General features: G+C 42.2%; 27 protein-coding genes. 17 read left to right on the top strand and 10 right to left on the bottom strand.

Annotated elements, in window-relative coordinates; all coding sequences use genetic code 11:
• Positions 1–51: 51 nt before the first annotated feature.
• The 4 genes from glpX to C9J48_RS16280 all read left to right on the top strand — a co-directional run bounded on the left by glpX (position 52) and on the right by C9J48_RS16280 (position 3,187).
• Complete coding sequence (gene glpX / locus C9J48_RS16295; RefSeq protein WP_006233891.1) at positions 52–1,059, top strand: class II fructose-bisphosphatase; 1,008 nt, start codon at positions 52–54, stop codon at positions 1,057–1,059.
• 214 nt (positions 1,060–1,273) lie between these two features.
• Complete coding sequence (locus tag C9J48_RS16290) at positions 1,274–1,894, top strand: helix-turn-helix transcriptional regulator (RefSeq protein WP_006233892.1); 621 nt, start codon at positions 1,274–1,276, stop codon at positions 1,892–1,894.
• 17 nt (positions 1,895–1,911) lie between these two features.
• The gene (locus tag C9J48_RS16285; RefSeq protein ID WP_006233893.1) at positions 1,912–2,670 is read left to right on the top strand and encodes a ferredoxin--NADP reductase; all 759 of its coding nucleotides are present in this window, start codon (positions 1,912–1,914) and stop codon (positions 2,668–2,670) included.
• 190 nt (positions 2,671–2,860) lie between these two features.
• Entirely contained in the window at positions 2,861–3,187 is a 327-nt protein-coding gene (locus tag C9J48_RS16280; RefSeq protein WP_006233894.1) for a DUF3135 domain-containing protein, read from the top strand.
• Here C9J48_RS16280 and C9J48_RS16275 read toward each other — a convergent pair.
• On the bottom strand, positions 3,184–3,531 hold the full coding sequence (locus tag C9J48_RS16275) for a 5-carboxymethyl-2-hydroxymuconate Delta-isomerase (RefSeq protein WP_006233895.1): 348 nt from the start codon (positions 3,529–3,531) through the stop codon (positions 3,184–3,186). The two genes, C9J48_RS16280 and C9J48_RS16275, sit on opposite strands and share 4 nt — an antisense overlap.
• Before the next feature lie 350 nt (positions 3,532–3,881).
• Between C9J48_RS16275 and tpiA the strand changes: the two genes are divergently transcribed.
• A complete protein-coding gene (gene tpiA / locus C9J48_RS16270) occupies positions 3,882–4,652 on the top strand; it encodes a triose-phosphate isomerase (protein WP_006233896.1) in 771 nt (256 codons plus the stop codon).
• A 187-nt stretch (positions 4,653–4,839) separates the two neighbouring features.
• Here tpiA and pfkA read toward each other — a convergent pair whose 3' ends face one another.
• Both pfkA and C9J48_RS16260 read right to left on the bottom strand, forming a co-directional pair.
• Positions 4,840–5,802 (bottom strand): 6-phosphofructokinase, encoded by a 963-nt coding sequence (gene pfkA / locus C9J48_RS16265; RefSeq protein ID WP_006233897.1) that lies wholly within the window; start codon positions 5,800–5,802, stop codon positions 4,840–4,842.
• 383 nt (positions 5,803–6,185) lie between these two features.
• On the bottom strand, positions 6,186–6,668 hold the full coding sequence (locus tag C9J48_RS16260) for a CpxP family protein (protein WP_107281186.1): 483 nt from the start codon (positions 6,666–6,668) through the stop codon (positions 6,186–6,188).
• A 216-nt stretch (positions 6,669–6,884) separates the two neighbouring features.
• On the opposite strand from C9J48_RS16260, the gene C9J48_RS16255 reads away from it, so the two are divergent.
• The 3 genes from C9J48_RS16255 to trmL all read left to right on the top strand — a co-directional run bounded on the left by C9J48_RS16255 (position 6,885) and on the right by trmL (position 9,522).
• Positions 6,885–7,580: a response regulator gene (locus tag C9J48_RS16255; protein WP_006233182.1), complete on the top strand. Its 696-nt coding sequence runs from the start codon at positions 6,885–6,887 to the stop codon at positions 7,578–7,580.
• Entirely contained in the window at positions 7,580–8,947 is a 1,368-nt protein-coding gene (cpxA, locus tag C9J48_RS16250) for an envelope stress sensor histidine kinase CpxA (RefSeq protein ID WP_006233183.1), read from the top strand. Before C9J48_RS16255 ends, cpxA begins: the two co-directional genes overlap by 1 nt.
• A 110-nt stretch (positions 8,948–9,057) precedes the next feature.
• A complete protein-coding gene (gene trmL, locus C9J48_RS16245) occupies positions 9,058–9,522 on the top strand; it encodes a tRNA (uridine(34)/cytosine(34)/5-carboxymethylaminomethyluridine(34)-2'-O)-methyltransferase TrmL (RefSeq protein WP_006233184.1) in 465 nt (154 codons plus the stop codon).
• 96 nt (positions 9,523–9,618) lie between these two features.
• Here the strand turns inward: trmL and cysE are convergent, their stop codons facing one another.
• The 4 genes from cysE to C9J48_RS16225 form a co-directional block, all read right to left on the bottom strand.
• The gene (gene cysE / locus C9J48_RS16240; protein ID WP_006233185.1) at positions 9,619–10,440 is read right to left on the bottom strand and encodes a serine O-acetyltransferase; all 822 of its coding nucleotides are present in this window, start codon (positions 10,438–10,440) and stop codon (positions 9,619–9,621) included.
• Between the two features lie 167 nt (positions 10,441–10,607).
• The gene (gpsA, locus tag C9J48_RS16235; RefSeq protein WP_006233186.1) at positions 10,608–11,624 is read right to left on the bottom strand and encodes an NAD(P)H-dependent glycerol-3-phosphate dehydrogenase; all 1,017 of its coding nucleotides are present in this window, start codon (positions 11,622–11,624) and stop codon (positions 10,608–10,610) included.
• 16 nt (positions 11,625–11,640) lie between these two features.
• Positions 11,641–12,114 carry a protein-export chaperone SecB gene (secB, locus tag C9J48_RS16230; RefSeq protein ID WP_006233187.1) on the bottom strand — a complete coding sequence of 158 codons (474 nt, stop codon included), beginning with the start codon at positions 12,112–12,114 and terminating at the stop codon, positions 11,641–11,643.
• A gap of 116 nt (positions 12,115–12,230) precedes the next feature.
• Positions 12,231–12,671 carry a rhodanese-like domain-containing protein gene (locus C9J48_RS16225; protein ID WP_006233188.1) on the bottom strand — a complete coding sequence of 147 codons (441 nt, stop codon included), beginning with the start codon at positions 12,669–12,671 and terminating at the stop codon, positions 12,231–12,233.
• A gap of 425 nt (positions 12,672–13,096) precedes the next feature.
• Here C9J48_RS16225 and gpmM point away from each other — a divergent pair, with 425 nt between their 5' ends.
• The 3 genes from gpmM (at position 13,097) to C9J48_RS16210 (ending at position 16,640) form a co-directional block, all read left to right on the top strand.
• Entirely contained in the window at positions 13,097–14,638 is a 1,542-nt protein-coding gene (gene gpmM, locus C9J48_RS16220; RefSeq protein ID WP_006233189.1) for a 2,3-bisphosphoglycerate-independent phosphoglycerate mutase, read from the top strand.
• Positions 14,639–14,655: 17 nt separating this feature from the next.
• Complete coding sequence (locus C9J48_RS16215; RefSeq protein WP_006233190.1) at positions 14,656–15,819, top strand: peptidoglycan DD-metalloendopeptidase family protein; 1,164 nt, start codon at positions 14,656–14,658, stop codon at positions 15,817–15,819.
• 95 nt (positions 15,820–15,914) lie between these two features.
• The gene (locus C9J48_RS16210; protein WP_006233191.1) at positions 15,915–16,640 is read left to right on the top strand and encodes a divergent polysaccharide deacetylase family protein; all 726 of its coding nucleotides are present in this window, start codon (positions 15,915–15,917) and stop codon (positions 16,638–16,640) included.
• Between the two features lie 76 nt (positions 16,641–16,716).
• Here the strand turns inward: C9J48_RS16210 and C9J48_RS16205 are convergent, their stop codons facing one another.
• Entirely contained in the window at positions 16,717–17,364 is a 648-nt protein-coding gene (locus C9J48_RS16205) for a TetR/AcrR family transcriptional regulator (protein ID WP_006233192.1), read from the bottom strand.
• A gap of 119 nt (positions 17,365–17,483) precedes the next feature.
• Here C9J48_RS16205 and rfaD point away from each other — a divergent pair, with 119 nt between their 5' ends.
• Genes rfaD through C9J48_RS16175 form a run of 6 tightly spaced genes read left to right on the top strand, consistent with a single transcriptional unit; the run spans position 17,484 to position 23,192 of the window.
• Positions 17,484–18,428, top strand: a complete 945-nt coding sequence (gene rfaD, locus C9J48_RS16200) for an ADP-glyceromanno-heptose 6-epimerase (RefSeq protein WP_006233193.1) — start codon at positions 17,484–17,486, stop codon at positions 18,426–18,428.
• A gap of 16 nt (positions 18,429–18,444) precedes the next feature.
• Entirely contained in the window at positions 18,445–19,398 is a 954-nt protein-coding gene (lpxM, locus tag C9J48_RS16195) for a lauroyl-Kdo(2)-lipid IV(A) myristoyltransferase (RefSeq protein WP_006233194.1), read from the top strand.
• A gap of 1 nt (position 19,399) precedes the next feature.
• Entirely contained in the window at positions 19,400–20,581 is a 1,182-nt protein-coding gene (locus C9J48_RS16190) for an O-antigen ligase family protein (RefSeq protein ID WP_006233195.1), read from the top strand.
• Position 20,582: 1 nt separating this feature from the next.
• On the top strand, positions 20,583–21,332 hold the full coding sequence (locus C9J48_RS16185) for a glycosyltransferase family 25 protein (RefSeq protein WP_006233196.1): 750 nt from the start codon (positions 20,583–20,585) through the stop codon (positions 21,330–21,332).
• 4 nt (positions 21,333–21,336) lie between these two features.
• A complete protein-coding gene (locus C9J48_RS16180) occupies positions 21,337–22,419 on the top strand; it encodes a glycosyltransferase family 4 protein (protein WP_006233197.1) in 1,083 nt (360 codons plus the stop codon).
• Between the two features lie 29 nt (positions 22,420–22,448).
• Positions 22,449–23,192: a glycosyltransferase family 25 protein gene (locus tag C9J48_RS16175; RefSeq protein WP_006233198.1), complete on the top strand. Its 744-nt coding sequence runs from the start codon at positions 22,449–22,451 to the stop codon at positions 23,190–23,192.
• 27 nt (positions 23,193–23,219) lie between these two features.
• Here C9J48_RS16175 and C9J48_RS16170 read toward each other — a convergent pair whose 3' ends face one another.
• Both C9J48_RS16170 and C9J48_RS16165 read right to left on the bottom strand, forming a co-directional pair.
• On the bottom strand, positions 23,220–23,987 hold the full coding sequence (locus C9J48_RS16170) for a glycosyltransferase family 2 protein (protein ID WP_006233199.1): 768 nt from the start codon (positions 23,985–23,987) through the stop codon (positions 23,220–23,222).
• A 5-nt stretch (positions 23,988–23,992) separates the two neighbouring features.
• Positions 23,993–25,048 carry a CDP-glycerol glycerophosphotransferase family protein gene (locus C9J48_RS16165; protein WP_006233200.1) on the bottom strand — a complete coding sequence of 352 codons (1,056 nt, stop codon included), beginning with the start codon at positions 25,046–25,048 and terminating at the stop codon, positions 23,993–23,995.
• Between the last annotated feature and the right edge of the window lie 149 nt (positions 25,049–25,197).

The raw sequence follows: 25,197 nt of genomic DNA, 5'->3' as shown, positions 1-25,197 counted from the left end.
CCAGTTAAACACCCATACATTAACTCACTGATTTCTATTTCTGGAGTAACCATGAAACGCGATTTAGCAATGGCATTTTCTCGTGTAACTGAAGGCGCAGCACTTGCTGGCTACAAATGGCTTGGCCGTGGTGACAAAATTGCTGCCGATAATGCAGCTGTAGAGGTAATGCGTACCCTTCTGAATCAAACTGAGATTGAAGGTGAAATTGTTATTGGTGAAGGCGAGATCGATGAAGCACCTATGCTTTTCATCGGTGAAAAAGTCGGTCTAGGTGGCGATGCGGTTGATATTGCCGTTGACCCAATCGAAGGAACACGCATGACAGCAATGGGACAAAACAATGCTCTTGCTGTTCTAGCTGCTGGTGAAAAAGGTTCGTTCCTGAAAGCCCCTGATATGTACATGGAAAAATTGGTTGTTGGCCCGGAAGCGAAAGGGTGCATCAACCTAGATCTACCACTCGCAACAAACCTTGAAAACATCGCAAAAGCACTTGGTAAAACACTGGATAGCCTAGTGGTTACTACCTTGGCAAAACCTCGCCATGATGGTGTTATTGCAGAAATGCAATCTATGGGTGTACGTGTATTTGCATTCCCTGACGGCGATGTAGCGGCATCTATCTTAACTTGTATGCCAGACAGTGAAGTAGACGTAATGTACTGCATCGGTGGCGCACCAGAAGGTGTTGTATCAGCTGCTGCAATTCGTGCTCTTGGCGGTGATATGCACGCTCGTCTTCTACCTCGCCATGAAGTAAAAGAAGATAACGAAGATAACCGTCGCCTAGGTCAAACCGAAATTGATCGCTGTAAAGAAATGGGGATCGAAACTAACGTGTTATTACGCATGGAAGACATGGCGAAAAGCGACAACGTTATTTTTGCTGGTACTGGGATCACGAAAGGTGACCTACTTGAAGGCATTACCCGTAAAGGTAATATCGCGACCACAGAAACACTATTGATTCGTGGTAAGTGCCGCACCATTCGTCGTATTAAGTCAACGCACTACCTTGATCGTAAAGACGATTCAATCAAAAATCATATCGTTTAAGTTCGAACTCGGTTTACTAGTTCCCAATAAAAAGACGTACTTCTGTACGTCTTTTTTTATCCCATCAAACACGTCTGCCCTTTAATGTTTTCATAAAATGTTTCTATCTATCAGCAATTAATGCCGAACTGCTCTATTCTTATTATGTAAAGTCGTTGCTTTATATACTTGGCTAGTTACATAATAGTCATGACTAAGGAAGAAGCAGGCAGTTATGAAAACCATCAATAAAATCCTTTACTACATGAAGCGTGAAGGACCTGTGACAGCAAAAGTATTGTCACAAGAATTTAGCCTCACCACCATGGGAGTACGTCAACACCTGCAGGGTCTTGAAGATGAAGGGTTGGTGAATTTTCATGATGTGAAAGTCAAGGTAGGTAGGCCAACTAGACATTGGAGTTTAACGCCTCAAGGGCATAGCCGCTTTTCCGATCGTCATGGCGATCTCATTATTCAAATGCTTGATTCTGTCGAAGACATTTTTGGCAGTGGTGGTTTAAATCAAATCATCGAGCGACGAGAGAATCAAACCTTTGAACAATACCAACACGCGATGGCAAATAGCTCAACTTTAAAAGAAAAATTGGAAATACTGACTACACTGAGGGAACAAGAAGGCTACATGGCTGAGTTGCAGCAAGATGGTGATGAATTCATATTATTAGAAAATCACTGTCCAATTTGTCACGCTGCAAAACGTTGCCCTTCATTATGTAAGTCTGAACTTTCTGTATTCAGACGTCTATTAGGGGACAATTGCTCCATAGAAAGACACGAACACATTATTGCCGGAGAGAGGCGTTGCGCTTATCGAATACATAATTCTGAATAAAGAATTGGGAGAAAATTATGGCTGACTGGATTCCTGCGGAAGTTGTTACTAATCGTCACTGGAACAATGACCTTTTTAGTTTAACTTTACGCGCTAATATTGAACCATTTAAAGCTGGGCAATTTACCAAACTCGGTTTGGAAATTGATGGCAAAATGATCCAGCGAGCCTACTCCTTCGTTAACCCTCCGAGTGAAACCCTTGTTGAAGTATATGCCACACGCGTGGCTGATGGCTTGCTTTCGCCTCGCCTTCACGCTCTACAAGCAGGCGATACGGTATTTGTATCTGCTCGCGCCAATGGCTATTTCACCCTAAATGAAGTGCCCGAGAGTGAGCATTTGTGGATGCTTGCCACAGGTACGGCGATTGGCCCTTATCTTTCTATCTTATTAAATTCAGATACCAGTGCGAACAGCGTTTGGAAACGCTATCGTAAAGTCGTGCTAATCCATGCCGTGCGCTTTGCGTCTGATCTTAGCTATCAAGCTGAAATAAACACACTAAAAGAAAGGCACCCCGATCAGTTCATCGTCCAACCTTTTGTAAGCCGAGAGCCCGCAATGCTCAGTTTGCCTGGGCGCATACCTCAAGCCATTGCAGATGGGATGTTAGAGCGCCATGTCGGCCTACCTCTTAACCCGGCTACAAGTCAAATCATGTTATGTGGCAACCCTGAAATGGTCAAAGATACGAAAGCGGCTCTTGAAGCCAAAGGATTTGAGAAAAACCTACGCCGTAAACCAGGACAAATTACCATGGAGCATTATTGGTAGTAGTAGTACCTGTCACTTAATGATGATAAATCGTTTTTTTATCTCGCGACTGTCTCACCGAATGTCTCAAAAACAAGTCAGTCTAGAGTCTACTAGGCTGACTACGCTTATCTAAATGACTTCACTCTTCTTATTCCCCTGCAAATTAAAGCAAGGTCATAAAAAGATGACACGGATAGAGGGCGTTGCAATGCAAACATTACCATCATTTGACGAGTTAAAAGCCATGGCAGAGAGCGCACCGCATGAACTTGAAGCCTTGCGACAAAGCATGAGTGAAGAGATTATCGAACAATCTAGCCAAGCAATGCAGCCTCGCTTACGCGCGCAAATGAATCATATTAATCACGTTATCGCACGAGGTAAAAACCCAAACCACATCAACATTCTTTTAATGGCCGAGTTACAACAACAACTAAAGCGCTTTGCCCTCGCGTTAAATGACCCACAAGCTTTAACTGAGCATACTGCAGAAGTAAAAACGTTTACACACCCAGATCATCAATCTGAACATTAAAAACTAACCTTTAGAAAGCTATCGACATCCATATCACGTATATCGACTGTTAGGCTATTAATGGTACTAGCATGTGACTCTAATACACTTAATAGGCTTCGCGATAATTCACGTTTTTTCTCAGGTGTTCTTCCTGACAGTAAACTCAGATTGAGATGAATAAACGTTTTACGATCACCATCTTCGCCAACGAACCAATTATGGCAAGGGTAAGAGCGGGATTTAACCGATTCTGGCTCAAACAAACCACTCTCTAATAAAGCTTGATGGAGATCTTCCAGTAAGTCTCTAATATTCACACGCTCTGCTACTGGGTCAGAATACTCCATTACCAAATTAGGCATAACGACTCCTCCATGATATGACCTTTAGTTTTCAGCTCATAATTTACCCGATCTCATTGCAAGAGGCTAAACTATTGGCTGAAAATTCAACCTAAGATCACTCTCTTTTTAAGTCGCAATCGATTAGGCACATACAAATGTTAATTTCACCAATTCACTAACAATTACGAACCGATCACAAATCGATTTGGATTTATTCGGAAATAATTCCGTTTTAGAGTTCACTTTTCTCCCTGAAAAAGGTACAACGAGCTCATTAATGATTTTAGACAGTAAAAATATCACCTTATACTGTTATATTTTTACTCAATTACTTTAGTTAATTTACATCAATGATTTGGAGAAAAACTATGCGTCATCCTGTAGTTATGGGTAACTGGAAACTAAACGGCAGCAAAGAAATGGTTGTTAATCTACTAAACGGTCTTAACGCTGAACTAGAAGGCGTAACAGGCGTTGACGTAGCAGTTGCTCCACCAGCACTTTTCATCGATCTTGCTGAGCATACGCTTACTGAAGCAGGCAGCGCGATTATCCTAGGTGCTCAAAACTCTGATCTAAACAACAGCGGTGCATTCACTGGCGATATGTCTCCAGCAATGCTTAAAGAGTTCGGCGCATCTCATATCATCATCGGTCACTCTGAGCGTCGTGAATACCACAACGAATCAGACGAATTTGTTGCTAAGAAATTCGCTTTCCTAAAAGAAAACGGCCTAACACCTGTTCTTTGCATCGGTGAGTCTGACGCTCAAAACGAAGCTGGCGAAACAATGGCTGTTTGTGCACGTCAACTTGACGCTGTTATCAACACTCAAGGCGTTGAAGCTCTTGAAGGCGCTATCATCGCTTACGAACCAATCTGGGCTATCGGTACTGGTAAAGCAGCTACTGCTGAAGATGCACAACGCATCCACGCTCAAATCCGTGCTCACATTGCAGAGAAATCTGAAGAAGTTGCTAAGAACGTTGTTATTCAATACGGCGGTTCTGTTAAGCCAGAAAACGCAGCAGCATACTTCGCACAACCAGACATCGATGGTGCTCTAGTTGGCGGTGCAGCACTTGACGCGAAAAGCTTTGCCGCTATCGCTAAAGCAGCAGCTGAAGCAAAAGCGTAATTTCTATTTTTAGAATAATGCGAGAAAAGGTCAACTTCGGTTGGCCTTTTTTATTTCTACATCAATATTGAGTCATTCCACTCAGTACCTTCGTTCTAAACTCTAAATAGCAAATATAAAAAAACCGACACGAAAGTCGGCTTTTATTACAACAACATAATTACTGTAGAAAACAGTACATGTCTGTTTAAAACAATTTGTCTGCTAGTTCGTAAAGATCTTTACGAACAGGGCGCTTCATGTTCTCGATTGCATCAATGATATCGTGGTGAACCATCTTCTCATTCTGAACACCAACACAACGACCGCCTTCACCTTGGATAAGCAGCTCAACCGCGTAAGCACCCATGCGTGATGCAAGAATACGGTCAAATGCCGTCGGCTGACCACCACGTTGAATGTGACCTAACACAGTCGCACGTGTTTCACGGCCAGTTTCATCTTCGATGTATTTGGCTAGTTCATTCGCATCTGTCATTAGCTCAGTAAGCGCGACAATCGCGTGCTTCTTGCCTTTGTAGATGCCTTCTTTAATTTTTGCGATCAGCTCTTCTTTATGAAGACCTGTTTCTGGCGTAATGATGTACTCACAACCACCTGCAATTGCTGACATTAAAGTAAGATCACCACAATGGCGGCCCATTACTTCAACGATAGAAATACGCTGGTGAGAAGAAGACGTATCACGAAGACGGTCAATCGCATCAATAACCGTATTTAAAGCAGTAAGGTAACCAATAGTGTAATCAGTACCAGCTACATCATTATCAATTGTGCCTGGAATACCGATACATGGGTAGCCCATCTCGGTTAGCTTCTTTGCACCCATGTACGAACCGTCACCACCGATAACAACAAGTGCATCGATGCCGTGCATCTTCAAGTTTTGAATCGCCTGAGCTCGAACTTTTTCGTCTTTGAACTCAGGGAAACGTGCAGAACCAAGGAACGTACCGCCCTTGTTAATCACGTCTGATACACTTGTGCGACTTAGCTTTTCGATACGGTTTTGGTGAAGGCCTTGGTAGCCGTCATATATACCGTAAACTTCTAGACCGTCTGATAACGCAGCACGTACAACACCGCGAACCGCTGCATTCATACCAGGTGCGTCACCACCACTGGTCAAAACACCAATCTTCTTAATCATGGTTACCCTCTGACTTTGGGAATTGAAAATTCAAATCCGGAACGAGTTACCGAGGTTCCCCTCTCGGTACCATAAACGGAACTGTCCGACTTATGCTCGTATAAACTGTAACTTTCCTACATATGTAGGAGTATTACAATTTTGATAAAATTTTTTGTTGATTCATATCACGATCGCTTCTGACTTATGCGAGCAGGAATCGTTAATTCGATATCTAATACCCCGCAGTATAGCTGTTTTGTGACGAAAATTAATCACAAAAAATACGAGGCGTGACAATTTACTCTAACAAAACTGCATAATTAGCCAGAATAAAACTCAAATTTCAGGTAACAAAAAGCCGCAACCTAGGTTGCGGCTTCCATGAATAGCAATAAGACCATTTATTTTTGGTGTTCTGCCATGCGAGTTTGGCATTTCTCTGCACGTTCAGCCTGAAGAGTTTGGTATTTCGTCTTCTGCTCTGGCGTTAAGATGTTTAGCATTTCATGACGCTTTTCAAGCATTGCCACACGTCCTTCAACTTGAGCCGCTGACATCTGCTGAGCTAAGTCACGTACTGCATTTTCATCAAAATCACTAGCAAGCACTAATGCTTGCATCTTATCGTGATTCGCTTTCATCTCTGTATGCTTTTCAAGGCGCTTACTTTTCATTTCGTCACGATTCACTTCACGCATTGATTTCATTTGTTCTTTTTGTGCTTCTGTCAGGTCTAACTGACTAAATACTTTACGACCATCTTGCATGCTGCAAGCACCTTTTCCACCATGGTGCTTGCCACCGCCGGATGCAAGTGCCGACGCAGAGCCAAGAGCCATAGGAAGTGCAATTGCGATTACTAATGCTTTCTTAAATGAGGTCATGTTGTTTCTCCAAGTATCCGTTGTTGGTGTATGGAGTAATCTTACCCTGCACAAGGTAAAGCGCTGTCTATTGAACGTAAAGCTGCGTAAAGCATACACATATAAACTTGGCTCTATGAAGTAGATTAGAGATACTTATCTATATCGAACTCACCTTATGCCGCTATGATGCGCATATCGCCGTCATTATAACGGTATCTATTTAAGGCTTTAATTATGGCAAAAATTCTTTTAGTGGATGACGATGTCGAGCTGACCTCTTTATTAACCGATATCTTAGAGATGGAAGGCTTTGATATTGTCGAGGCAAACAATGGTATTGAAGGCTTAGCAAAAATAGATACCAGTATCGACTTAATTTTACTTGATGTCATGATGCCAAAAATGAACGGCACTCAGATGTTACGAAAACTAAGAGAGAGCTTTGCCACGCCAGTATTGATGCTAACAGCCAAGGGTGAAGAAATTGACCGAGTACTCGGGTTAGAACTCGGTGCCGATGACTACTTACCCAAACCATTTAGTGATCGAGAATTACTCGCTCGCATACGCGCCATTTTACGTCGAACTCAGCTAACAGAAAATAACCTGCGCACTAACGAACCGGAATGCCTATCTTATCAAGACATCGATATTTACCCTGGCCGACAAGAAGTATTTTGCCTTGGCGAGTCTATCGAGATGACAGGCACTGAGCTCGCATTATTAAGCTACCTGATTCAACACCCAGGTAAAATCATTGCGAAAAATGAACTCAGTATGGAAGTGTTAGGTAAGCGGCTGGCTCAATTTGATCGTGCGATTGATATGCACGTGTCTAATCTACGAAAAAAATTACCTGAACGTGCAGACGGTAAACCTCGTATAAAAACCCTGCGAGGCAAAGGTTATTTATTGGTTGAGGAGCTTTAATGCGATTCCCACGGTTTTCTAGTTTATATGGCCGAATTTTTGCTATTTTTTGGCTAACGTTGCTCGTAGTGGTCGTCACTCTCGTACTGCTTCCGAACCTTGATCCGCGGGCGCAGCATACGATCCCAGCACAAAATTTAAAACGCCTGCAAGATTCTGCTCAAGATATTTCAGCACGTATCAGCAACGAACGAGGATCATTGAAACAAAAACTTAAACGCTATACCGATCGGGATAATCATAAAGGTATCCAGCTGTACTTTACCACTGAAGACGGTGAAATCATTTCCCCTCACGGACGAAATAAGGCGTTACGCAATTTCATCACGGTTGCCGATGATCCAGAGAATCCAAGACAGAAACTTTATGGCCGCTGGATGATGGCAGGGCCATTAAAAGTCACCGATCAACAGCAAACTACATTGATGTATATCGGGCGAATATGGCGTGAAACGCCTCCTTTCTTCATTAAAATACTCGATAAGCCCTTCCAACTATTACTTGTTACTATGTTAGTCAGTACCCCTTTTCTTTTATGGTTAGCTTGGGTCGTTAGCTTACCGGCTCGTCGACTACAACGCGCAGCAGAGCGGGTAGCGACAGGACATTTTGAAGCAGATCCAAAACTTGAGACGGGTCCTCGCGAATTTAAACAAGCCGGTGCGAGCTTCAATCAAATGGTATTGGCTATCAATCAAATGATTAGCGGCCAGCAACGCTTATTATCAGATATTTCACATGAATTACGCTCTCCCCTCACCCGTTTACGCATGGCAAATGCACTAGCGAAACGCAAGCAAGGTGAGAGTAAAGAGCTAACACGAATAGATACCGAAGCAGAGCGATTAGAAAAAATGATTAGCGAGCTTTTGGAATTATCGCGTATGCAGGTCAATAGTCACGAGCAACTAGAAAACTCTGATGCACACAGTCTTTGGTATGAAATGCTAGAAGATGCCCGTTTTGAAGCCGAGCAGAATAATAAGTCATTAACCTATAATGCGCTAAAAGAGTGGTCAATTAACGGTAACCCTAACTTACTCATCAGCGCATTAGAGAACGTGATCCGTAATGCCATTAAATATGGCAACGATACAATAACGGTGCATTTTTCAGTAAAAGAAAAGCAACTCACCATTATGATTGATGATAACGGTAAAGGCGTACCTGATGATGAGCTCAACGATATCTTTCGTCCTTTTTATCGGGTATCAACAGCGAGAGATCGCAGCAGTGGTGGTACAGGTTTAGGGCTTGCGATTACAGAAAGCGCGATTCGCCAACATAGTGGGAAAATTCATGCGAGCAAGAGCCCCCTTGGCGGCCTTAGAATCACGATTCTAATACCGCTAAGTCAATCCTATTAAGTCAGATAAATTGTTATTTCACTCATGCCTTCAGAAGTAATACCATTTGCTTGTTGAAGGTGTGCTTGTCACAATAACCACCACCATTCTGCAATGTGTTTTCTAAACTTATGTTTGATATTGCCCTTTACGAACCTGAAATCGCCCCTAACACGGGCAATATAATCCGTTTATGTGCCAACTGCGGCGCCAATCTGCACCTTATAGAGCCACTAGGGTTTGATTTAGAAGAGAAGAAACTGCGTCGTGCAGGGTTGGATTATCACGATTTAGCTCACGTACACCGTCATAAAGACTTTGCCGCATTTAAAGAGGCAATGGTTGGACGTCGTTTATTTGCCTGTACAACGAAGACAACGAATTACCACACGAATGCACAATTCGCGGAAGGTGACGTGCTCATTTTTGGTCCTGAAACCCGAGGATTGCCGGCTGAATTTATTGAAAGCTTACCGTTAGAGCAACGCTTACGTATACCGATGCACCCAGATAGCCGCAGCCTGAATTTATCAAATGCTGCTGCTATTATTGGTTACGAAGCATGGCGTCAACTCGGCTTTAAAGGATCAATCTAGCCTCATTATCTCACCAGACAATAAGGTTAAACATCAAAACGAGAAGCAAATAATCGCTTCTCGTTGTTATAACACTACGGCAGATTCGTGTTGGCGTTAGATACCATCACCCGCAATAAAGGTTTGCGTAGTGCCGTTAAATTGCTGATCCATGTCCATAGCGGGCATATCGCTACTAGGACGCCCCACGACTTTAGCGGGCACACCAGCAACGGTAGTATGAGGAGGAACGGGGTTTAATACCACGGAGCAAGAGCCAATCTTAGCCCCTACACCTACTTCAATATTACCCAATACTTTCGCTCCTGCCCCAATCATCACACCTTCTCGAATTTTAGGATGACGATCGCCGCCAGCCTTACCAGTACCACCCAAGGTAACATCTTGTAAAATCGACACATCATTTTCAATCACGGCCGTTTCACCAATAACGATACCTGTCGCATGGTCAAACATAATACCTTGCCCAATAACCGCAGCAGGATGGACATCGACTTGGCATGTTACGGAAATTTGATTCTGCAGGTATACCGCTAATGCAAAGCGTTTCTGCTTCCATAGCCAGTTCGCAACGCGATAGCCTTGTAAAGCATGATAACCTTTTAGATATAACAGAGGGATAGAATACATTTCTACCGCAGGATCGCGCTCAACAACCGCTTTAATATCACAAGCAGCAGACTCGGTGATCATACAATCGGCCGCAAAGGCTTCTTCAACCACTTCGCGTACAGCCATTGCAGGCATCGATGGTGTCGCCAATTTATTAGCCAAAATATAACTCAGCGCGGCGGCTAAGTTGTCATGCTTAATAATCGTCGCATGATAAAAACTGGCTAACATAGGCTCTTGTTCTGACTGCGCTCTCGCTTCTAGCTTGATTGCTTGCCAGACCTCGTTCTGTTGGCATTCCCTCACATCACCCTCGGTTTATCTATGTTAGTAATGGCTATTGTCTTATAACTTTAACTTGCTCAGAAAAAAAAACAACGTGCGCTTTTCAGCTTACGTTGTTTTTAATAGAACGATTTCGACTATGTTAGTTACCACCCTAGTGAAAATGCGGCTAACAACACCATAATCGACTATTCATATTTTTTGTCTCGTGCTAATAAGTCTTTCGCGGCTTCTCTTGCATCTTTACCCTGATATAACACCTGATAAATTTGCTCTGAAATAGGCATTTCAACACCATAGCGCTGAGCAAGAGCCCAGACTTCTTTGGTATTACGGTAACCTTCGACAACCTGACCGATATCTATCTGCGCCTGATCAACCGATTTACCCTGACCTAACGCTAAACCAAAACGACGGTTACGTGATTGGTTATCTGTACATGTTAGTACTAAATCACCTAAGCCAGCCATGCCCATAAATGTTTCTTTTTGAGCACCTAATGCAGCGCCAAGGCGACACATTTCAGCAAGACCACGGGTAATCAATGCCGTTCGTGCATTAGCACCAAAACCGATACCATCAGACATACCAGCACCAATCGCAATCACATTTTTCACTGCACCACCCAATTGCATACCAATAAAATCACTATTGCTGTACACACGGAATGTTTTACTACAATGAATTTTCTCTTGAAGGTCTTCAACAAACGCATCATCAGGAGAAGAAACAGCAATGGCTGTAGGCATACCCGCCGCGAGCTCTTTCGCAAATGTTGGGCCAGATAAAACAGCTAAAGGCACTTCGGTGCCCACAGCTTCAACGGCCACTTCTTTTAATAAGCGGCCTGTTTCAGGCTCTAAACCTTTCGTAGCCCAACAAATACGAGAGTCTTCACGTAAAAATGGCTTCACATCGCTTAAGACCAAACCAAAGACATGACTCGGTACTACCACCAATAAATCACGGCTTGCCTGTACGGCCATTTCTAAATCTGCAGAAAGAATCAGCGACTCAGGAAAAGTAACGCCAGGTAAAAAGGCTTCATTGGCACGGTCAATTTCAAGCTGAGCAATATGCTCTGCGTCATGCCCCCAAAGGATAATATTGGCACCATTACGCGCTAACGAAATTGCCAGTGAGGTACCATAAGAGCCGGCACCTAACACTGTCATTGTGATCGCATTATTTACGTTTTGATTCATAGTAACTTATCGCTTATTACGCTTCTTCAGTGCTTTCTGTGTTTGCTTCAGCTTGGTTCTGTAAGTAATTCATGAACAAAGCATCAAAGTTAACAGGAGCAAGGTTAAGCTGTGGGAAAGTACCTTTAACCACTAGGCTTGAAATAGTTTCACGCGCATATGGGAATAGGATGTTCGGGCTAAATGCGCCTAGGCAATGTGCAAGCTGTGGTGCTTCCATGCCAGAAACCGTGAAGATACCACCTTGCTGAACTTCACAAAGGAAAGCTGTTTCTTCTGCATTTTTAACAGTAACTGTTAGGCGTAAGATAACTTCGTAAACACCTTCACCCAGCTCACGGCTTTGAGTATCAAGATCCAGCTTCACATCTGGGTTCCATTCTTTCTGGAACATGTCAGGTGAGTTAGGCGCTTCAAAAGAAACGTCTTTTAGGAATACACGCTGGATCTGGAAATTTTGTTGTGCTTCGTTATTTGCTACTTCAGCCATCTTTTTAGTCCTTTTATTCTTTCTATCCCATCACATGAGATAATTCATACATTCGCAATTGTGATGATAATCATCACACGTTACATAAATTCTCGCTGCTCATGAAATGGCGACAATTACTTCTTATTTTTACTGCGTACAAGAGGTAACTTTGCTTCATTCCAAGAAATCAGACCATCTTTCAAGACATTGACGTTTTCAAAACCCGCTTTCTTCAATAAGTTTGCGCTATCTTGTGCTGTCTGGCCTGTCTTACATACCACAATGATTGGGGTAGTTTTGTACTTTTCAAGCTCAGTAACGTTTTGTTCTTTAATTTGGCTTGGTAAAGTGTGAAGTGCGCCAGAAATATGTCCCTGACGGTATTCGTCACGAGAACGAATATCAAGAAACACACCGTTTTCACGATTCACTAATGCTGTCGCTTCATTGGGATTCACTACCGTGTAGCCCGCAGTCTTTTGCTTTACCATCGACGCAATAATTGCGACAACCAAACCAACCCAAACAAGGGCTAAAATAGGATTACCCGTAACAAACTCTATATATTGCTGCATGACTTCCGCTCTATTTACCGAATTGGCACAATGTACCTAATATTAAGACTAATCACGCCTTAAAAAGGAATCTGAGTATAACCCCGTCAACTGCCTTGTACAGTAACAGTCAACAATTCCGCGCACTGGCTCACTCGTTCTGAAATGAGCACAGCATGCACAGTATAAGAGGTAAACAAGCTCTCACCAATCAATGAAATAGAAAAAAACTGTGACCAAGGGCTTACACTCAGGGCAATAAATGCATATATTTTGTTAGTAACATAACAATCCATTGACAGCATACTTTGATCTCAACCTACCGTTAATCAGGTAAACTGTAGTAAAATTACAATCAATCTATACCTATTACCTTAAACATCTATTTTCATTTCAGATGCTTAAGGCAATATTTATAAGAATTCATCAATTATGAGGGACAGTTAATGTCTGCTAAAAAGCCACTTGCTTTAGTGATCCTAGATGGTTGGGGTTACCGCGAAGATAATTCAAATAACGCAATCGCTAACGCGAATACCCCCGTTATGGACAACTTGATTGCTAATGAAGCAAACACACTCATTTCTGCATCAGGCCTTGATGTGGGTTTACCTGATGGTCAAATGGGTAACTCTGAAGTTGGCCATACCAACATTGGTGCGGGTCGTGTTGTTTATCAAGATCTGACTCGTATTACTAAATCTATCGCAGACGGTGACTTCTTCGAAAATGAAGCGCTAACAACTGCAATGGATAAAGCAATCAACGCAGGTAAAGCCGTTCACATCATGGGGTTAATGTCTCCTGGTGGCGTTCACAGCCATGAAGATCACATCGCAGCAGCGATTGAAATGGCAGCAAAACGTGGTGCAGAGAAAATTTACCTACACTGTTTCCTTGATGGTCGTGATACTCCGCCACGTAGTGCACAAAACTCGTTAGAGCGTTTCGATGCATTATTTGCACAATTAGGCAAAGGCCGTACAGCATCTTTGGTTGGTCGTTACTACGCGATGGATCGTGATAACAACTGGGATCGCGTAGAAGTAGCCTATAATCTACTTTCTGCCGCTAAAGCAGAATTCACTGTTGATTCAGCAGTTGCAGGTCTAACAGATGCCTACTCTCGAGATGAAAACGATGAGTTCGTAAAAGCCACTGAAATTCGTTCTGAAGGTCAAGAGTCAGCTGCAATGGTTGACGGCGATACCGTTATCTTCATGAACTACCGTGCTGACCGAGCGCGTGAAATTACGCGTGCATTTGAAGCTGACTTCACTAGCTTTGCTCGTACACAAACGCCGGCTTTAGCTGAGTTTGTGATGCTTACACGATACGCAGCAAACATTAAGTTACCTGCAGCCTTCCCACCAGCAAGCCTAGAAAACACACTTGGCGAATGGTTATCGAAGAAAGGTAAAAAGCAGTTACGTATTTCTGAAACAGAAAAATACGCACACGTAACCTTCTTCTTTAACGGTGGCGTAGAAGACGAATTTGACGGCGAAACACGTTCATTAGTGGCATCTCCAAAAGTAGCTACGTATGACTTACAGCCTGAAATGAGCGCACCAGAACTAACAGAAAAGTTAGTTGCAGCCATTAAAAGTGGTGAATTCGATACGATTATCTGTAACTACCCTAACGGCGACATGGTTGGTCACACTGGTGTTTACGATGCCGCTGTACAAGCATGTGAAGCGTTAGACGGTTGTATTGGTCAAGTTGTTGAAGCAATCAAATCTGTCGATGGTCAACTATTGATCACAGCAGACCACGGTAATGCTGAGATGATGATCAACCCAGAAACAGGTGGCGTACATACTGCACACACAAACTTACCTGTTCCTCTGATTTACGTTGGTGATAAATCACTGACTCTAAAAGATGGCGGTAAGCTTTCTGACCTAGCACCAACCATGCTTTCATTGTCAGATATCGAAATCCCTGCAGAGATGACTGGTCAGGTACTGTTTGATCTGAAATAATCAATCCCATGCGGGATATGATCAAACACCTCAACCAAACTATCCACGCCAGTGCATTATGCACTGGCGTTTTCTTATGCCTGTCATTTTCAGCATCGAGCGTAGCCTCAGGGCAAAACCAACTCGATGGTGTTAAACAGGAAATCTCACGCCAACAAAATCAATTGGATAACCGTCAAAATAAATTCAATTCGCTACAGAAAGAACTTAAGCAACAAGAGCTTGGTATTTCACAAACAGCCAAAAAAATTCATCAGGCTGATAATAAGCTGTCGACGCTAAAAACCTCCATCACCCAGCTTGAACGCGAGCAACAGAAGCTTGAACAATTACAGCTGGGGCAGCAAGAAATGCTGAAGGAGTTACTCAATGCGCAATATCGACAAGGTGAAAATAGTCAGCTGTCAAACTTATTAAGCGGCGAGCAAAGTAATGAACTAGATCGCATGACGATCTATGCAGAGCGCTTAAGTCAAGCGCGCAGCCAAGCACTCAGTCAATTAGCAGCAACCGATACAGAATTACAGCTAAAATACCATCAACTAAAACAACAGCGAGAACAACAGCAAATTGTATTGGCGCAGTTAAAAACAGAAAAAAGTACACTTGAATCAAAGCAAACCACACGCAAGAAAACCCTAAAAAACATTAGAGGGCAGATCAGCTCAAGCAACCAATATATCAATGAACTGCAGAGCAATGAAAAGCGTCTTGTTACCGAGATAGCAAAAGCGAAGGCAGCGGCCGAAGCAGCAGCTAAAGCGGCAGCAAACAAAGCACCGATGGATGGTTTAGCGAGACACAAAAGAAAATTACCTTGGCCCGTCAAAGGCTCTGTCTTACATTCATATGGTACGACTCAGCAAGGCGAACTGCGCTGGAAAGGGATGGTTATCGCACAATCATCAGGCAGTCAGGTAAAGTCAATTTATTCTGGCAAAGTGGTTTTTGCCGATTGGTTGCGTGGTTACGGACTTATGATGGTAATTGATCACGGTAAAGGTGACATGAGCTTCTATGGCTACAATCAAACACTGCTGAAAAAAGTCGGCGACAATGTCCGCGCTAGTGAGCCAATTGCACTTGTTGGCGACAGTGGCGGTCAAGAACGCTCTGCTTTGTACTTTGAAATCCGCCGTAAAGGGGCGCCTACCAATCCTAAGTCGTGGCTAAAAAAATAATGTAAAACATACTACTTATCGGGCTAGACTCAAAGAGTCAGCCCGACATGATTTCGATATTCACTTCAAGGAAGAAGGCTATCAGACAATCTACAATGCAAAGGAACGTAGTCAAAACAGCATCACTGATTCTACTTCTGTTAACGTCAACCTGTATTCACGCCGCTCAATTAGCGATTATTATCGATGATTTAGGCTATCAGGCAATGCCTGAATTACTATCAAAGCTCCCCCCAGAAGTCACCATCTCCATTTTACCAAATACGCCATATGATTTGACTGTCGCAGCACAAGCAAAAAAACAACACAGAGAGACATTGCTTCATATGCCCATGGAGCCGGAACATTTAGCCCCACTAGAAGTTAACACCCTAACCTCGACGATGTCACAACAGACCTTACAACACACCTTACGCCAAGCACTAACCCGAGTCCCAGATGCGATTGCTATCAATAATCATATGGGAAGCGCCCTCAGCCAAAATATACAAGCGATGGGCTGGATAATGGCAGAACTCAAACAACATAATCTTTATTACCTCGACAGTCGTACTACAGCTAAATCTATCGCACAACAACAGGCCACTAGTCATAGCGTATTGTCATTGCGCCGCCATGTTTTTCTCGACCATTATCAAACTAAAGAATTTGTCACAAAGCAGTTAACGAGTGCAATAAAACGAGCAAAGACATACGGCTATGCAATTGCGATCGGCCACCCTCACCCTATCACCCTATCGACTCTGAATGAATTACTGCCAAACTTAACGGAAGAAGAGATTACCTTGGTACGGCTATCGACTCTTTTTGCGGAAATGTGATCTGTTTTAACGCAAAATCAAAACGGAATACAACCATGCATCCCGTATTCATTACTCTTGTCGCCAGAATAAAGAGCTAAGTTAGATCGTGTTGTACTTGCTCACTGTAATGTAATTCAAGTTGCTTAACCCTTTCTCTACCTTTCACTGTCGTTAGCGGACGAACAATGCTCAAAACCTGAAGCACGCCTTGATAAATCACAGTTTTGGTGATTTTAGCGCCGGGTACCTGGGTGGTTTGATAAAAAATCCAACTGGAAGCAACCAATTTTAAAGTGTTCGCGAGACTGAGTAATTCACTGTCATCAAGATCAAGCAATTCACTTAATTTAAAGCTGTTCATCAACAATACTATATTGGTATGAAGTTGCTCTTGCGCTTGCAAATACTTACATTGAAGTGCTTGATCACGGCTCAAAATATCGGGTAAGTTGGCGTAAAAGAAGCGATAACGCCACATCAACATAAACACAGCATCAAGATAAACCAGTAAACTTTCAGCCGTAGCATCAAATTCAGCTTGGGGCTGAAAGCGAGTACTTATATCTCGGGCATACTCATCAAAAATACAATGTATAATCTCTTCCTTATTGCGGAAGTGATAATAAAGATTGCCAGGGCTGATACTCAAATGAGCAGCAATGTGGTTCGTTGTTATATTGGGCTCACCACTCTCGTTAAAGAGTTCAAGGGCGGCCTGAATAATTCTATCGCGGGTCTTCATTCGATCTCACTTCTTTCGCCCATTAGCAATCACATGATATTATCATAAGTCATGACACATATTTACAACAGTGACTATATGCCGCTGTTTCACCAACGCATTCACTTTCAGGATAGACCATGATTATTGTAACTGGTGGCGCCGGTATGATCGGCAGTAACATCGTCAAAACCTTAAATGAGCAAGGTCATAACGACATTTTAGTCGTTGACCACTTAAAAGACGGTACCAAATTTGCCAATCTTGTTGATTTAGATATTGCCGATTACATGGATAGAGATGATTTCATCACCCAAATCATGGCAGGTGATGACTTTGGACCCATCGAAGCCATTTTCCACGAAGGCGCTTGTTCCGCGACAACTGAGTGGGATGGAAAATACATGATGCTAAACAACTATGAGTATTCGAAAGAATTACTGCATTTTTGCTTAGAACGTCAGATCCCTTTCTTATATGCTTCTTCAGCAGCCACATATGGGGGTCGTGACCATGATTTCATAGAAGAGAAGCAATATGAAGGCGCACTCAACGTTTACGGTTATTCAAAGCAGCAATTCGACAACTATGTCCGCCGTATTTGGTTAGACGCCGAAGAACGTGGCGAGAAACTGTCTCAGATCACAGGTTTTCGTTACTTCAACGTGTATGGTCCTCGTGAACAGCACAAAGGCAGCATGGCCTCTGTGGCATTCCACTTACATACTCAAATTACTGAAGGCAACAACCCCAAGTTATTTGAAGGTTCAAATATTTTCAAACGAGATTTTGTCTATGTAGGCGACGTTTGTAAAATAAACCTATGGTTCTTAGAACATAGCATTTCGGGGATTTTTAACTGCGGAACTGGTAATGCGGAATCATTCCAAGCCGTTGCTGATGCAGTCATCAAGCACCACGAAAAAGGCGAAGTAGAAATAGTGCCTTTCCCTTCACACTTAGAAGGTCGCTACCAAAAATATACACAAGCAGATCTTACAAAAGTACGTGCTGCTGGCTATGATGCGCCATTTAAATCAGTTGCCGAAGGTGTCGCTGAGTACATGGCTATATTGAATAAATAGATCGCGAAGAAGCTCAATGAAAGATCACTACGATAAACAAGCTTATAACCCTGAATTCAAATGGTTTTTTTTACACCCCAAATATTGGGGTACTTGGCTAGCTGTAATGCTAGCGTCACTACTTTGCCTACTGCCACACGCTTTCAGACGTGTTATTGCCACTTTGTTTGCCAACCAATCCATTAAGCTAAAAAATAAATCAAACCGCCGTGCCCGCGTCAACCTTGCAATGTGTTTTCCAGAAAAAACACATGAAGATCGCGAAGAAATGTTGCGACAAAGCACTATTACAGCGGGCACCTTTTTGATGGGGTTTGCCTCGCTATCTGTTCGTAATAAACAATGGCTAGAAAATAATACGGTGGTTCGTGGTGAAGAACATTTAACATCACTGACAGATCAAAACCAAAGTGTCATTTTATTAGTTCCTCACACTTGGGCTATTGATATTCCCGCCGTACTGCTTGCATCTCGTGGGCTCCCCGTTTCAGCAATGGCCAAGAAACAAAAAAACCAGGTCTCTGATTGGTTAATGCACAAACAGCGAGTGCAATACGGTGGTCGAATCTATGAACGCGATGGAGGCATCAAGCCTTTCATTAAATCCATTCGCGAAGGCTACCTAGGTTATTACCTGCCCGACGAAGATTTAGGCCCCGAGCACAGTGTATTTGTTGATTTCTTTGACACAACTAAAGCCACAATGGCTGGTTTAGGCCGTTTGTCAAAACTGAGTCGCGCCAAGATTGTTCCTCTGTTTTCGATGTACAACAGTGAGACCGGAAAATACGAACTCGATTTTTACCCTGCACTACCCTTCCCTACAGGTAGTGAAGAGAGTGATGCTCGAATGATGAATCAATGCATCGAACAATACGTTACGGAACGTCCAGAACAATATATGTGGATTTTACGTTTATTAAAGACTCGCCCAGAAGGCGGGAAGAATCCATATCAGAGCAACGATTAAGATGAATAAAGAAAATATTTTTAAGTTTCTGATGTTATTGCCCTACATCTGGCTTTTTACCGGATTGTTGGTGCTGCGTAATAGCGACAAAACTATGATCGTCATGATGATCATTGCCATCGCCGCCACCCTGTTTCATCGAGGATTGGTTCCGATTAAAGAAAACCTAAAAAATGACAAAACCTTATGGCTACTGCTGGTAATTACTGGGTATGCATTATTTTCTTACTTTTATCACGGTGGTAGCTCACGAGAAATTCGCGCCTTGATTGGTGCATCCTTGTTTTTAATTTGTTTTCCAAGAGAGCTATTAACCCAAAGAGTCTTATTAGGGTTAACACTTTTAGCCTCATCTTTATGCCTAGCCTATGCTTGTTACTATAGTTTATATATTAATATTAATCGCGCTGAGTGGCCGATCAATGCAATTCCCTTCGCAACCATGTGTGCTGTATTTGGTATACTCGCTATTGCGCAATTATCAAGAACGGTATCATTGAATGTAAAATTACAAGCAGCCTTAGCACTTATATTTAGCCTCACGGCAATCATATTCACAGATACACGTGGTATTTGGCTGGGTTTTACCATAGCTGCAATCATTATTCTTTTGCTCAAAATCAAGAATAAAGGTATCAACTGGAAATATACCACTATTGGGCTTGCCGCGCTGCTAAGTATTGGTTTCATAGTTAAACCACAAATAGAACAACGTATCGTACAAACACAAGCCGAAATAAATGCAATCACATCGGGCAACTTAGACACCTCAATTGGCTTTCGTTTTCAAATGTGGAAACTAGCACCTGACATGCTTAAGGATAATTACATCTTAGGTTTGGGGGATAAACATGCACTACGATTTGATAAACTTTACAACCAAGGTCTTGTTTCTGAAAGGTTATTTAATTTCAAGCCTGCACATTACCATAACCAATATTTAGACAACTTTATTAAAACTGGGGGGATTGGTTTATTATTGTTTTTAGCATTGCTTATTGTTCCGATAACACAAGTAAAATACGTTTCCACGGATAGAAAATACAAAATAATTGGTACCGTTGGCTTGTTTGCTATCGCTGCATTGACTGATGTGCCATTCAACCATGGACAAACGCTATCAACGTACTTATTACTCATTTGTGGTTTGATAAACTACAGCAACCCAAAGAAGGGTTTGTAGAATGACCTGCAACATTTATATAATAAACTTGGCATCGTCATTAGATCGAAAAGTCAATATTACTAAACAATTAGATAATATGTCATTGCCATACACGATATTCTCCGCTATTGATGGTCGTAAAGATCCCCACCCTCTATTTGATATGTATGATGACAAATTAAGTCAGCAATATAGAGGAAAATCACTCAGTAAAGGTCAACTAGGTTGTTATGCTAGTCACTTCTTATTGTGGGGGGAATGCGTGAGAATAAATGCCCCTATTATCATAATTGAAGATGACGCATTAATTGATCCTGTTCCATTCTTAGATTTCATTAAACACAACACTAAAATAGCAGCTAAATATAAGTGCGTTAGGCTTTTTGATAATAAAAGGAAAAACTTTTGCTTCTCCCCTAAAGAGCAATTTGACTCTTTAAATATTTGTAAATTTAACAAAGGTCATATGAGCACAACTGGGTACCTTTTAACTCCAGAAGCAGCACGTAAACTCATTATGCACTCTCAACGTTGGTACATGGCTGTCGATATTTATATGGATCGTTTTTGGGTAAACGAAGTAGAATGTTTTGGCACCTCACCAGCCTGTCTGACCAATGATCCTATTTTCGATTCTGAAATCGGCTATGGTAAAAAATCTCCTCGAAGTTTCTTCTCTCGAGTGAAGCGAGAATGGTTCAGCATTAAAGAACTATTTCGTCGTGAAACCCATAACTTCAAATATAAAATGAATCATAAAGTGAAGTAATTCGATGAAAATACTTATTGCCAGCTCTTACAAACACGCTTGGAACAGTGTTCGTCCCGAGGCCGAGATGTTCATTGAAATGGTCAAGCAAGGGCATCAAGTCACTGTTGTGACCCAAGGTGACGCTGATTATGTTGCACGCTTTCGTGATAATGGTGTAAAAGTCATTGATTGCTATCCTACAAAGAAAATTTGCCCTACTACAATCAAAACGATCCATCGTGAATTAAAAGACGGGGATTATGATATTTGCTATGGCTTCAATTCTAAAACCATCCCGAATGCAGCTTTTGCCTGCATAGGTACCAAAGCAAAAATGGTGACCTACCGCGGCACAACGGGAGGGCTATACCGTCATGATCCAAGCGCTTATTTAACCCACCTTCACCCGAAAGTCAGTGGTATCGTCTGTGTATCTAACGCTGTTCGTGATGATGTTCGACAACGTGTATGGCAACGTAAAGAAAACATAACCACGATATATAAGGGACACCAACTTGATTGGTACAAAGTCGAACCGACTAAACGTGAAGACTTCGGTTTAAGTGAAGATAGTATTGTTGCAGTATGTGCCGCTCATGTTCGTCCAAGCAAAGGCATATCAGTTCTGATCGAAGCCACCCATCACATTAATAACCCGAGTTTTCATTTGCTATTAGTTGGTAGTGGTTTTGAACCACACTTAGATGAAATAAAGCAAAGCCCGATGTCTGCGCATATCCATGTAGTTGGTCACCGCCAAGACGTTCCTTCCATCATGGCTATGGCAGATTTCCAGGTACAACCATCGATCAGTGGAGAAGGCTTGCCCCGCACAATCATCGAGGCAATGGCAAATGGCACAACATCAGTGGTTACTACAACAGGGGGATCCCCTGAACTGGTCGATGATGGCATCTCCGGTTACGTAGTTCCAACTGGGAATGCGGTAGCCTTTGCCGAAGCAATGAATAAACTGATCAACGATAAAGATAAAATTCACACATTCAGCCTTGCGGCAAAGGAAAAACTCAATAAAGAATTCAATGCAACACAAACTATTGCAAAACACATTGCTTTCTTTTCAACCTTGTTAGCTAACGATTAGCTTAATGAATTAATTTTCAAGGGATTAGCATGAGAATTTTTGTATTAAGCCTAGTGGATAGCACCGAACGACGAAAAAATGTTTCGTCGTTACTGAATGAATATCAGTTAGATTTTGAATTTATAGATGGTATTGATGGTCGAAAAAAAGACCCTACCCTACTTGCTCAGTATGATGAACAGGCCTTCATTTATAACTACGGAAGAAAAGCAGCAATGGGTGAGCTCGGCTGCTACGCCAGCCATATGCTAGCATGGAAAAAGTGTGTCGAGCTTGATGAACCTATCATCATTTTCGAGGATGATTTTAGACTAAAACAGGGAATACACCAGGCGATCGATGAATGCAAAGAAGTGATTAGTGACTTTCATTTCATCCGCTTAGAAGACGGAAATATAAAGCCACAGTATAAAGTTAAAGCACAAAATGACATGACGGTTTTTAATTACCTAAAAGTGCCACAATGTGCAACTTGTTATGCAATATCACCCGTTGCAGCGAGAAAATTGCTTGCTAAAAGTAATAATATCGCTTTTCCTGTTGATGTCTTTATTCGCAATGTCTGGGTTCACCGACAGCCAATATTTAGCTTAGAGCCTTTTTTTGTCACGACTGGTACTGATATTTCCATTATTGGTGATCGTAAAAGAAACCAAAAAAAGAGCCTTTTCACACGCCTGATGTGCATTGGATATAAAATACGCAACGTCACCTTTAATTTAGGGACACAAGCTCTATTTTTTGTGCAAAATAAATATCAGGCGCGGCGATAATATCCGTTCAGACGACCGCCACGTTGCTTAACTTCGCCCTTTTTCCAACAACCACAAACCCACATACTTGTTGAAGTTCACTTGAGCGTAGGTCATCGCCATGATGAAGCCTACGCTGCCATCCATAAAACCACGGCGTAAAATGTAAATATGGAAAAAAGTCCAAATGGCCCTTAGCAAAGCTAATCCCAACCCGTGCGAACGCTTACCTTTACGGTGATATTTTTGCGCCCCTAGCCAAGCATATTGCGAAGATTTATCTAAACCATGCCCATAATCACGATGCGTATAATGCAATAAAAAACCTGGTAATGTTGCAGTCTCCCCTTCAACTGGGATAACCGTTTCATGCACTTCATCCAAGGTATAACGCGCACCTTCACGTTTAAACAAACGCAATACCGAGCGCGCACTACGCCCATACTTCAAGGTCTTTCCATAAAGGGTGACACCCCATGGTAATTTATACGCTGTGGGCTGAATAACATCTTGTTCTAATAGTTGGATCAATGCTTGTTGCATTTTAGTATCTAACGCTTCATCGGCATCAATAGATAACACCCAATCGCATGTGGCTTTATCCAACGCGCGCTGTTTTTGCTTACCAAATCCAGGCCAGTCGGTGATCGATATATTATCGGTATATTCTTGGCAGATTGTGACGGTTTCATCTGTAGAGCCGCTATCCAACACGATAATTTCATCGGCAATGGGGGCTATGGAACGCAAGCAAGCCGTAACACGGTCAGCTTCATTCTTGGTAATCAAGATGATGGATAAAGTGTGCTTTCTCATTGTGTCTACCACTTCCAGTAATGCATTTTTTTGCGCATTTTTAAATTACGAAACAGGTTTGCTGGTTTTTTATTTTGCCAATTTGCAACTAACATCTCAGTCACCGCCGCTAAAACACGTTGCGAAGATTGCCCATCTAAATAAGGCGTAATATTAGGCCCATATTGTTTAATCGCAGATAGTAATTCATCACTAGGCGCTAATGCTTGCTCTATAGCATCAGCTAATGTATCCGGTGTTGTTATATTGATAAAACAGGCTTGTGGTTCACGGTTATTCACTGTCACTACTGGCTTATTGAGCAATAAGAACTCTTGAAAAATTGAAGAGTTATCACACACCATTACATCCGCACGATGTAATAATTCAATCACTTTATCGTTATCAAAAAAAGTGAGATTATCACTCTCTAACTGGCGATATTTTTCCGCTGTTTGCGGGTCAATTTTGGGATGTAAAGTCACAAGCCAATGCCAGCGTTTATCTTGACTGAGTGCTTTAATTTCATCATAGACAGAAGCTGCACACGACAAGCTTGGTGTAAATGTTGAAGCAAACAGAATCTGAGGACGCGAGAATGACTGGGATTGCTTAAAATTAAACAAATTATCGAGTTTTATCCATCCCGTTTCTTTCACCTGAAAATAACCACGTTCTTCGGCGAGAGGTTGCAGCATCTTGGTACGCCCATGGCCTTCAGTACAAAACAGATCAAACATGCCGCGCTCTGGGTATTCATTACCCCGCTTACTTTCATTTAACCCATGAAAGACTTCAACTTTTAATCCGGGAATAAAAGAAGGTACACGATCACCAGGTACAAATACCGCATGTGGTTGGTAATCAACCGCCGCTTTCACTGATGCACAGCGTGTTTCATTCGGAGCCAAAAAAGATGCCGATACATCATCACCCACCAATAACCATTGCACTTGATGACCAGCAGCGATAGCAGCAGCTTGAAGAGGACGAAGGATAGCAAAAGAGTAATTTTGCTCGACATAAAGCAGAAATCGATATATTCCGCCGTCAACCGAACCAACTGCTGTGGATGATTGCATTCCTTAAAAACCCTAACAAAAAAAAATTTCAGTACACAATTTTAGCGCATTACTAGCCAGTTATCAGAAAAAACCTTATCAAGGTGATCACACCTTCAACAATAGACTATCAGTAATTTAAGGTTCTCGTTTACAATCATCTATTCCTA

Source organism: Photobacterium profundum (assembly GCF_003026285.1).
In the GTDB taxonomy this organism is placed as follows: Bacteria; Pseudomonadota; Gammaproteobacteria; order Enterobacterales; family Vibrionaceae; genus Photobacterium; species Photobacterium profundum.
Note: the sequence above shows the minus strand (reverse complement) of the source record. Positions and strands in the feature narration are given on the sequence as shown.

Bases quoted from the DNA above. Each gene is read 5' to 3' on its own strand.
- glpX (WP_006233891.1), top strand. From the start codon at position 52: ATGAAACGCGATTTAGCAATGGCATTTTCTCGTGTAACTGAAGGCGCA.
- C9J48_RS16290 (WP_006233892.1), top strand. From the start codon at position 1,274: ATGAAAACCATCAATAAAATCCTTTACTACATGAAGCGTGAAGGACCT.
- C9J48_RS16285 (WP_006233893.1), top strand. From the start codon at position 1,912: ATGGCTGACTGGATTCCTGCGGAAGTTGTTACTAATCGTCACTGGAAC.
- C9J48_RS16280 (WP_006233894.1), top strand. From the start codon at position 2,861: ATGCAAACATTACCATCATTTGACGAGTTAAAAGCCATGGCAGAGAGC.
- C9J48_RS16275 (WP_006233895.1), bottom strand. From the start codon at position 3,531: ATGCCTAATTTGGTAATGGAGTATTCTGACCCAGTAGCAGAGCGTGTG.
- tpiA (WP_006233896.1), top strand. From the start codon at position 3,882: ATGCGTCATCCTGTAGTTATGGGTAACTGGAAACTAAACGGCAGCAAA.
- pfkA (WP_006233897.1), bottom strand. From the start codon at position 5,802: ATGATTAAGAAGATTGGTGTTTTGACCAGTGGTGGTGACGCACCTGGT.
- C9J48_RS16260 (WP_107281186.1), bottom strand. From the start codon at position 6,668: ATGACCTCATTTAAGAAAGCATTAGTAATCGCAATTGCACTTCCTATG.
- C9J48_RS16255 (WP_006233182.1), top strand. From the start codon at position 6,885: ATGGCAAAAATTCTTTTAGTGGATGACGATGTCGAGCTGACCTCTTTA.
- cpxA (WP_006233183.1), top strand. From the start codon at position 7,580: ATGCGATTCCCACGGTTTTCTAGTTTATATGGCCGAATTTTTGCTATT.
- trmL (WP_006233184.1), top strand. From the start codon at position 9,058: ATGTTTGATATTGCCCTTTACGAACCTGAAATCGCCCCTAACACGGGC.
- gpsA (WP_006233186.1), bottom strand. From the start codon at position 11,624: ATGAATCAAAACGTAAATAATGCGATCACAATGACAGTGTTAGGTGCC.
- secB (WP_006233187.1), bottom strand. From the start codon at position 12,114: ATGGCTGAAGTAGCAAATAACGAAGCACAACAAAATTTCCAGATCCAG.
- C9J48_RS16225 (WP_006233188.1), bottom strand. From the start codon at position 12,671: ATGCAGCAATATATAGAGTTTGTTACGGGTAATCCTATTTTAGCCCTT.
- gpmM (WP_006233189.1), top strand. From the start codon at position 13,097: ATGTCTGCTAAAAAGCCACTTGCTTTAGTGATCCTAGATGGTTGGGGT.
- C9J48_RS16215 (WP_006233190.1), top strand. From the start codon at position 14,656: ATGATCAAACACCTCAACCAAACTATCCACGCCAGTGCATTATGCACT.
- C9J48_RS16210 (WP_006233191.1), top strand. From the start codon at position 15,915: ATGCAAAGGAACGTAGTCAAAACAGCATCACTGATTCTACTTCTGTTA.
- C9J48_RS16205 (WP_006233192.1), bottom strand. From the start codon at position 17,364: ATGAAGACCCGCGATAGAATTATTCAGGCCGCCCTTGAACTCTTTAAC.
- rfaD (WP_006233193.1), top strand. From the start codon at position 17,484: ATGATTATTGTAACTGGTGGCGCCGGTATGATCGGCAGTAACATCGTC.
- lpxM (WP_006233194.1), top strand. From the start codon at position 18,445: ATGAAAGATCACTACGATAAACAAGCTTATAACCCTGAATTCAAATGG.
- C9J48_RS16190 (WP_006233195.1), top strand. From the start codon at position 19,400: ATGAATAAAGAAAATATTTTTAAGTTTCTGATGTTATTGCCCTACATC.
- C9J48_RS16185 (WP_006233196.1), top strand. From the start codon at position 20,583: ATGACCTGCAACATTTATATAATAAACTTGGCATCGTCATTAGATCGA.
- C9J48_RS16180 (WP_006233197.1), top strand. From the start codon at position 21,337: ATGAAAATACTTATTGCCAGCTCTTACAAACACGCTTGGAACAGTGTT.
- C9J48_RS16175 (WP_006233198.1), top strand. From the start codon at position 22,449: ATGAGAATTTTTGTATTAAGCCTAGTGGATAGCACCGAACGACGAAAA.
- C9J48_RS16170 (WP_006233199.1), bottom strand. From the start codon at position 23,987: ATGAGAAAGCACACTTTATCCATCATCTTGATTACCAAGAATGAAGCT.
- C9J48_RS16165 (WP_006233200.1), bottom strand. From the start codon at position 25,048: ATGCAATCATCCACAGCAGTTGGTTCGGTTGACGGCGGAATATATCGA.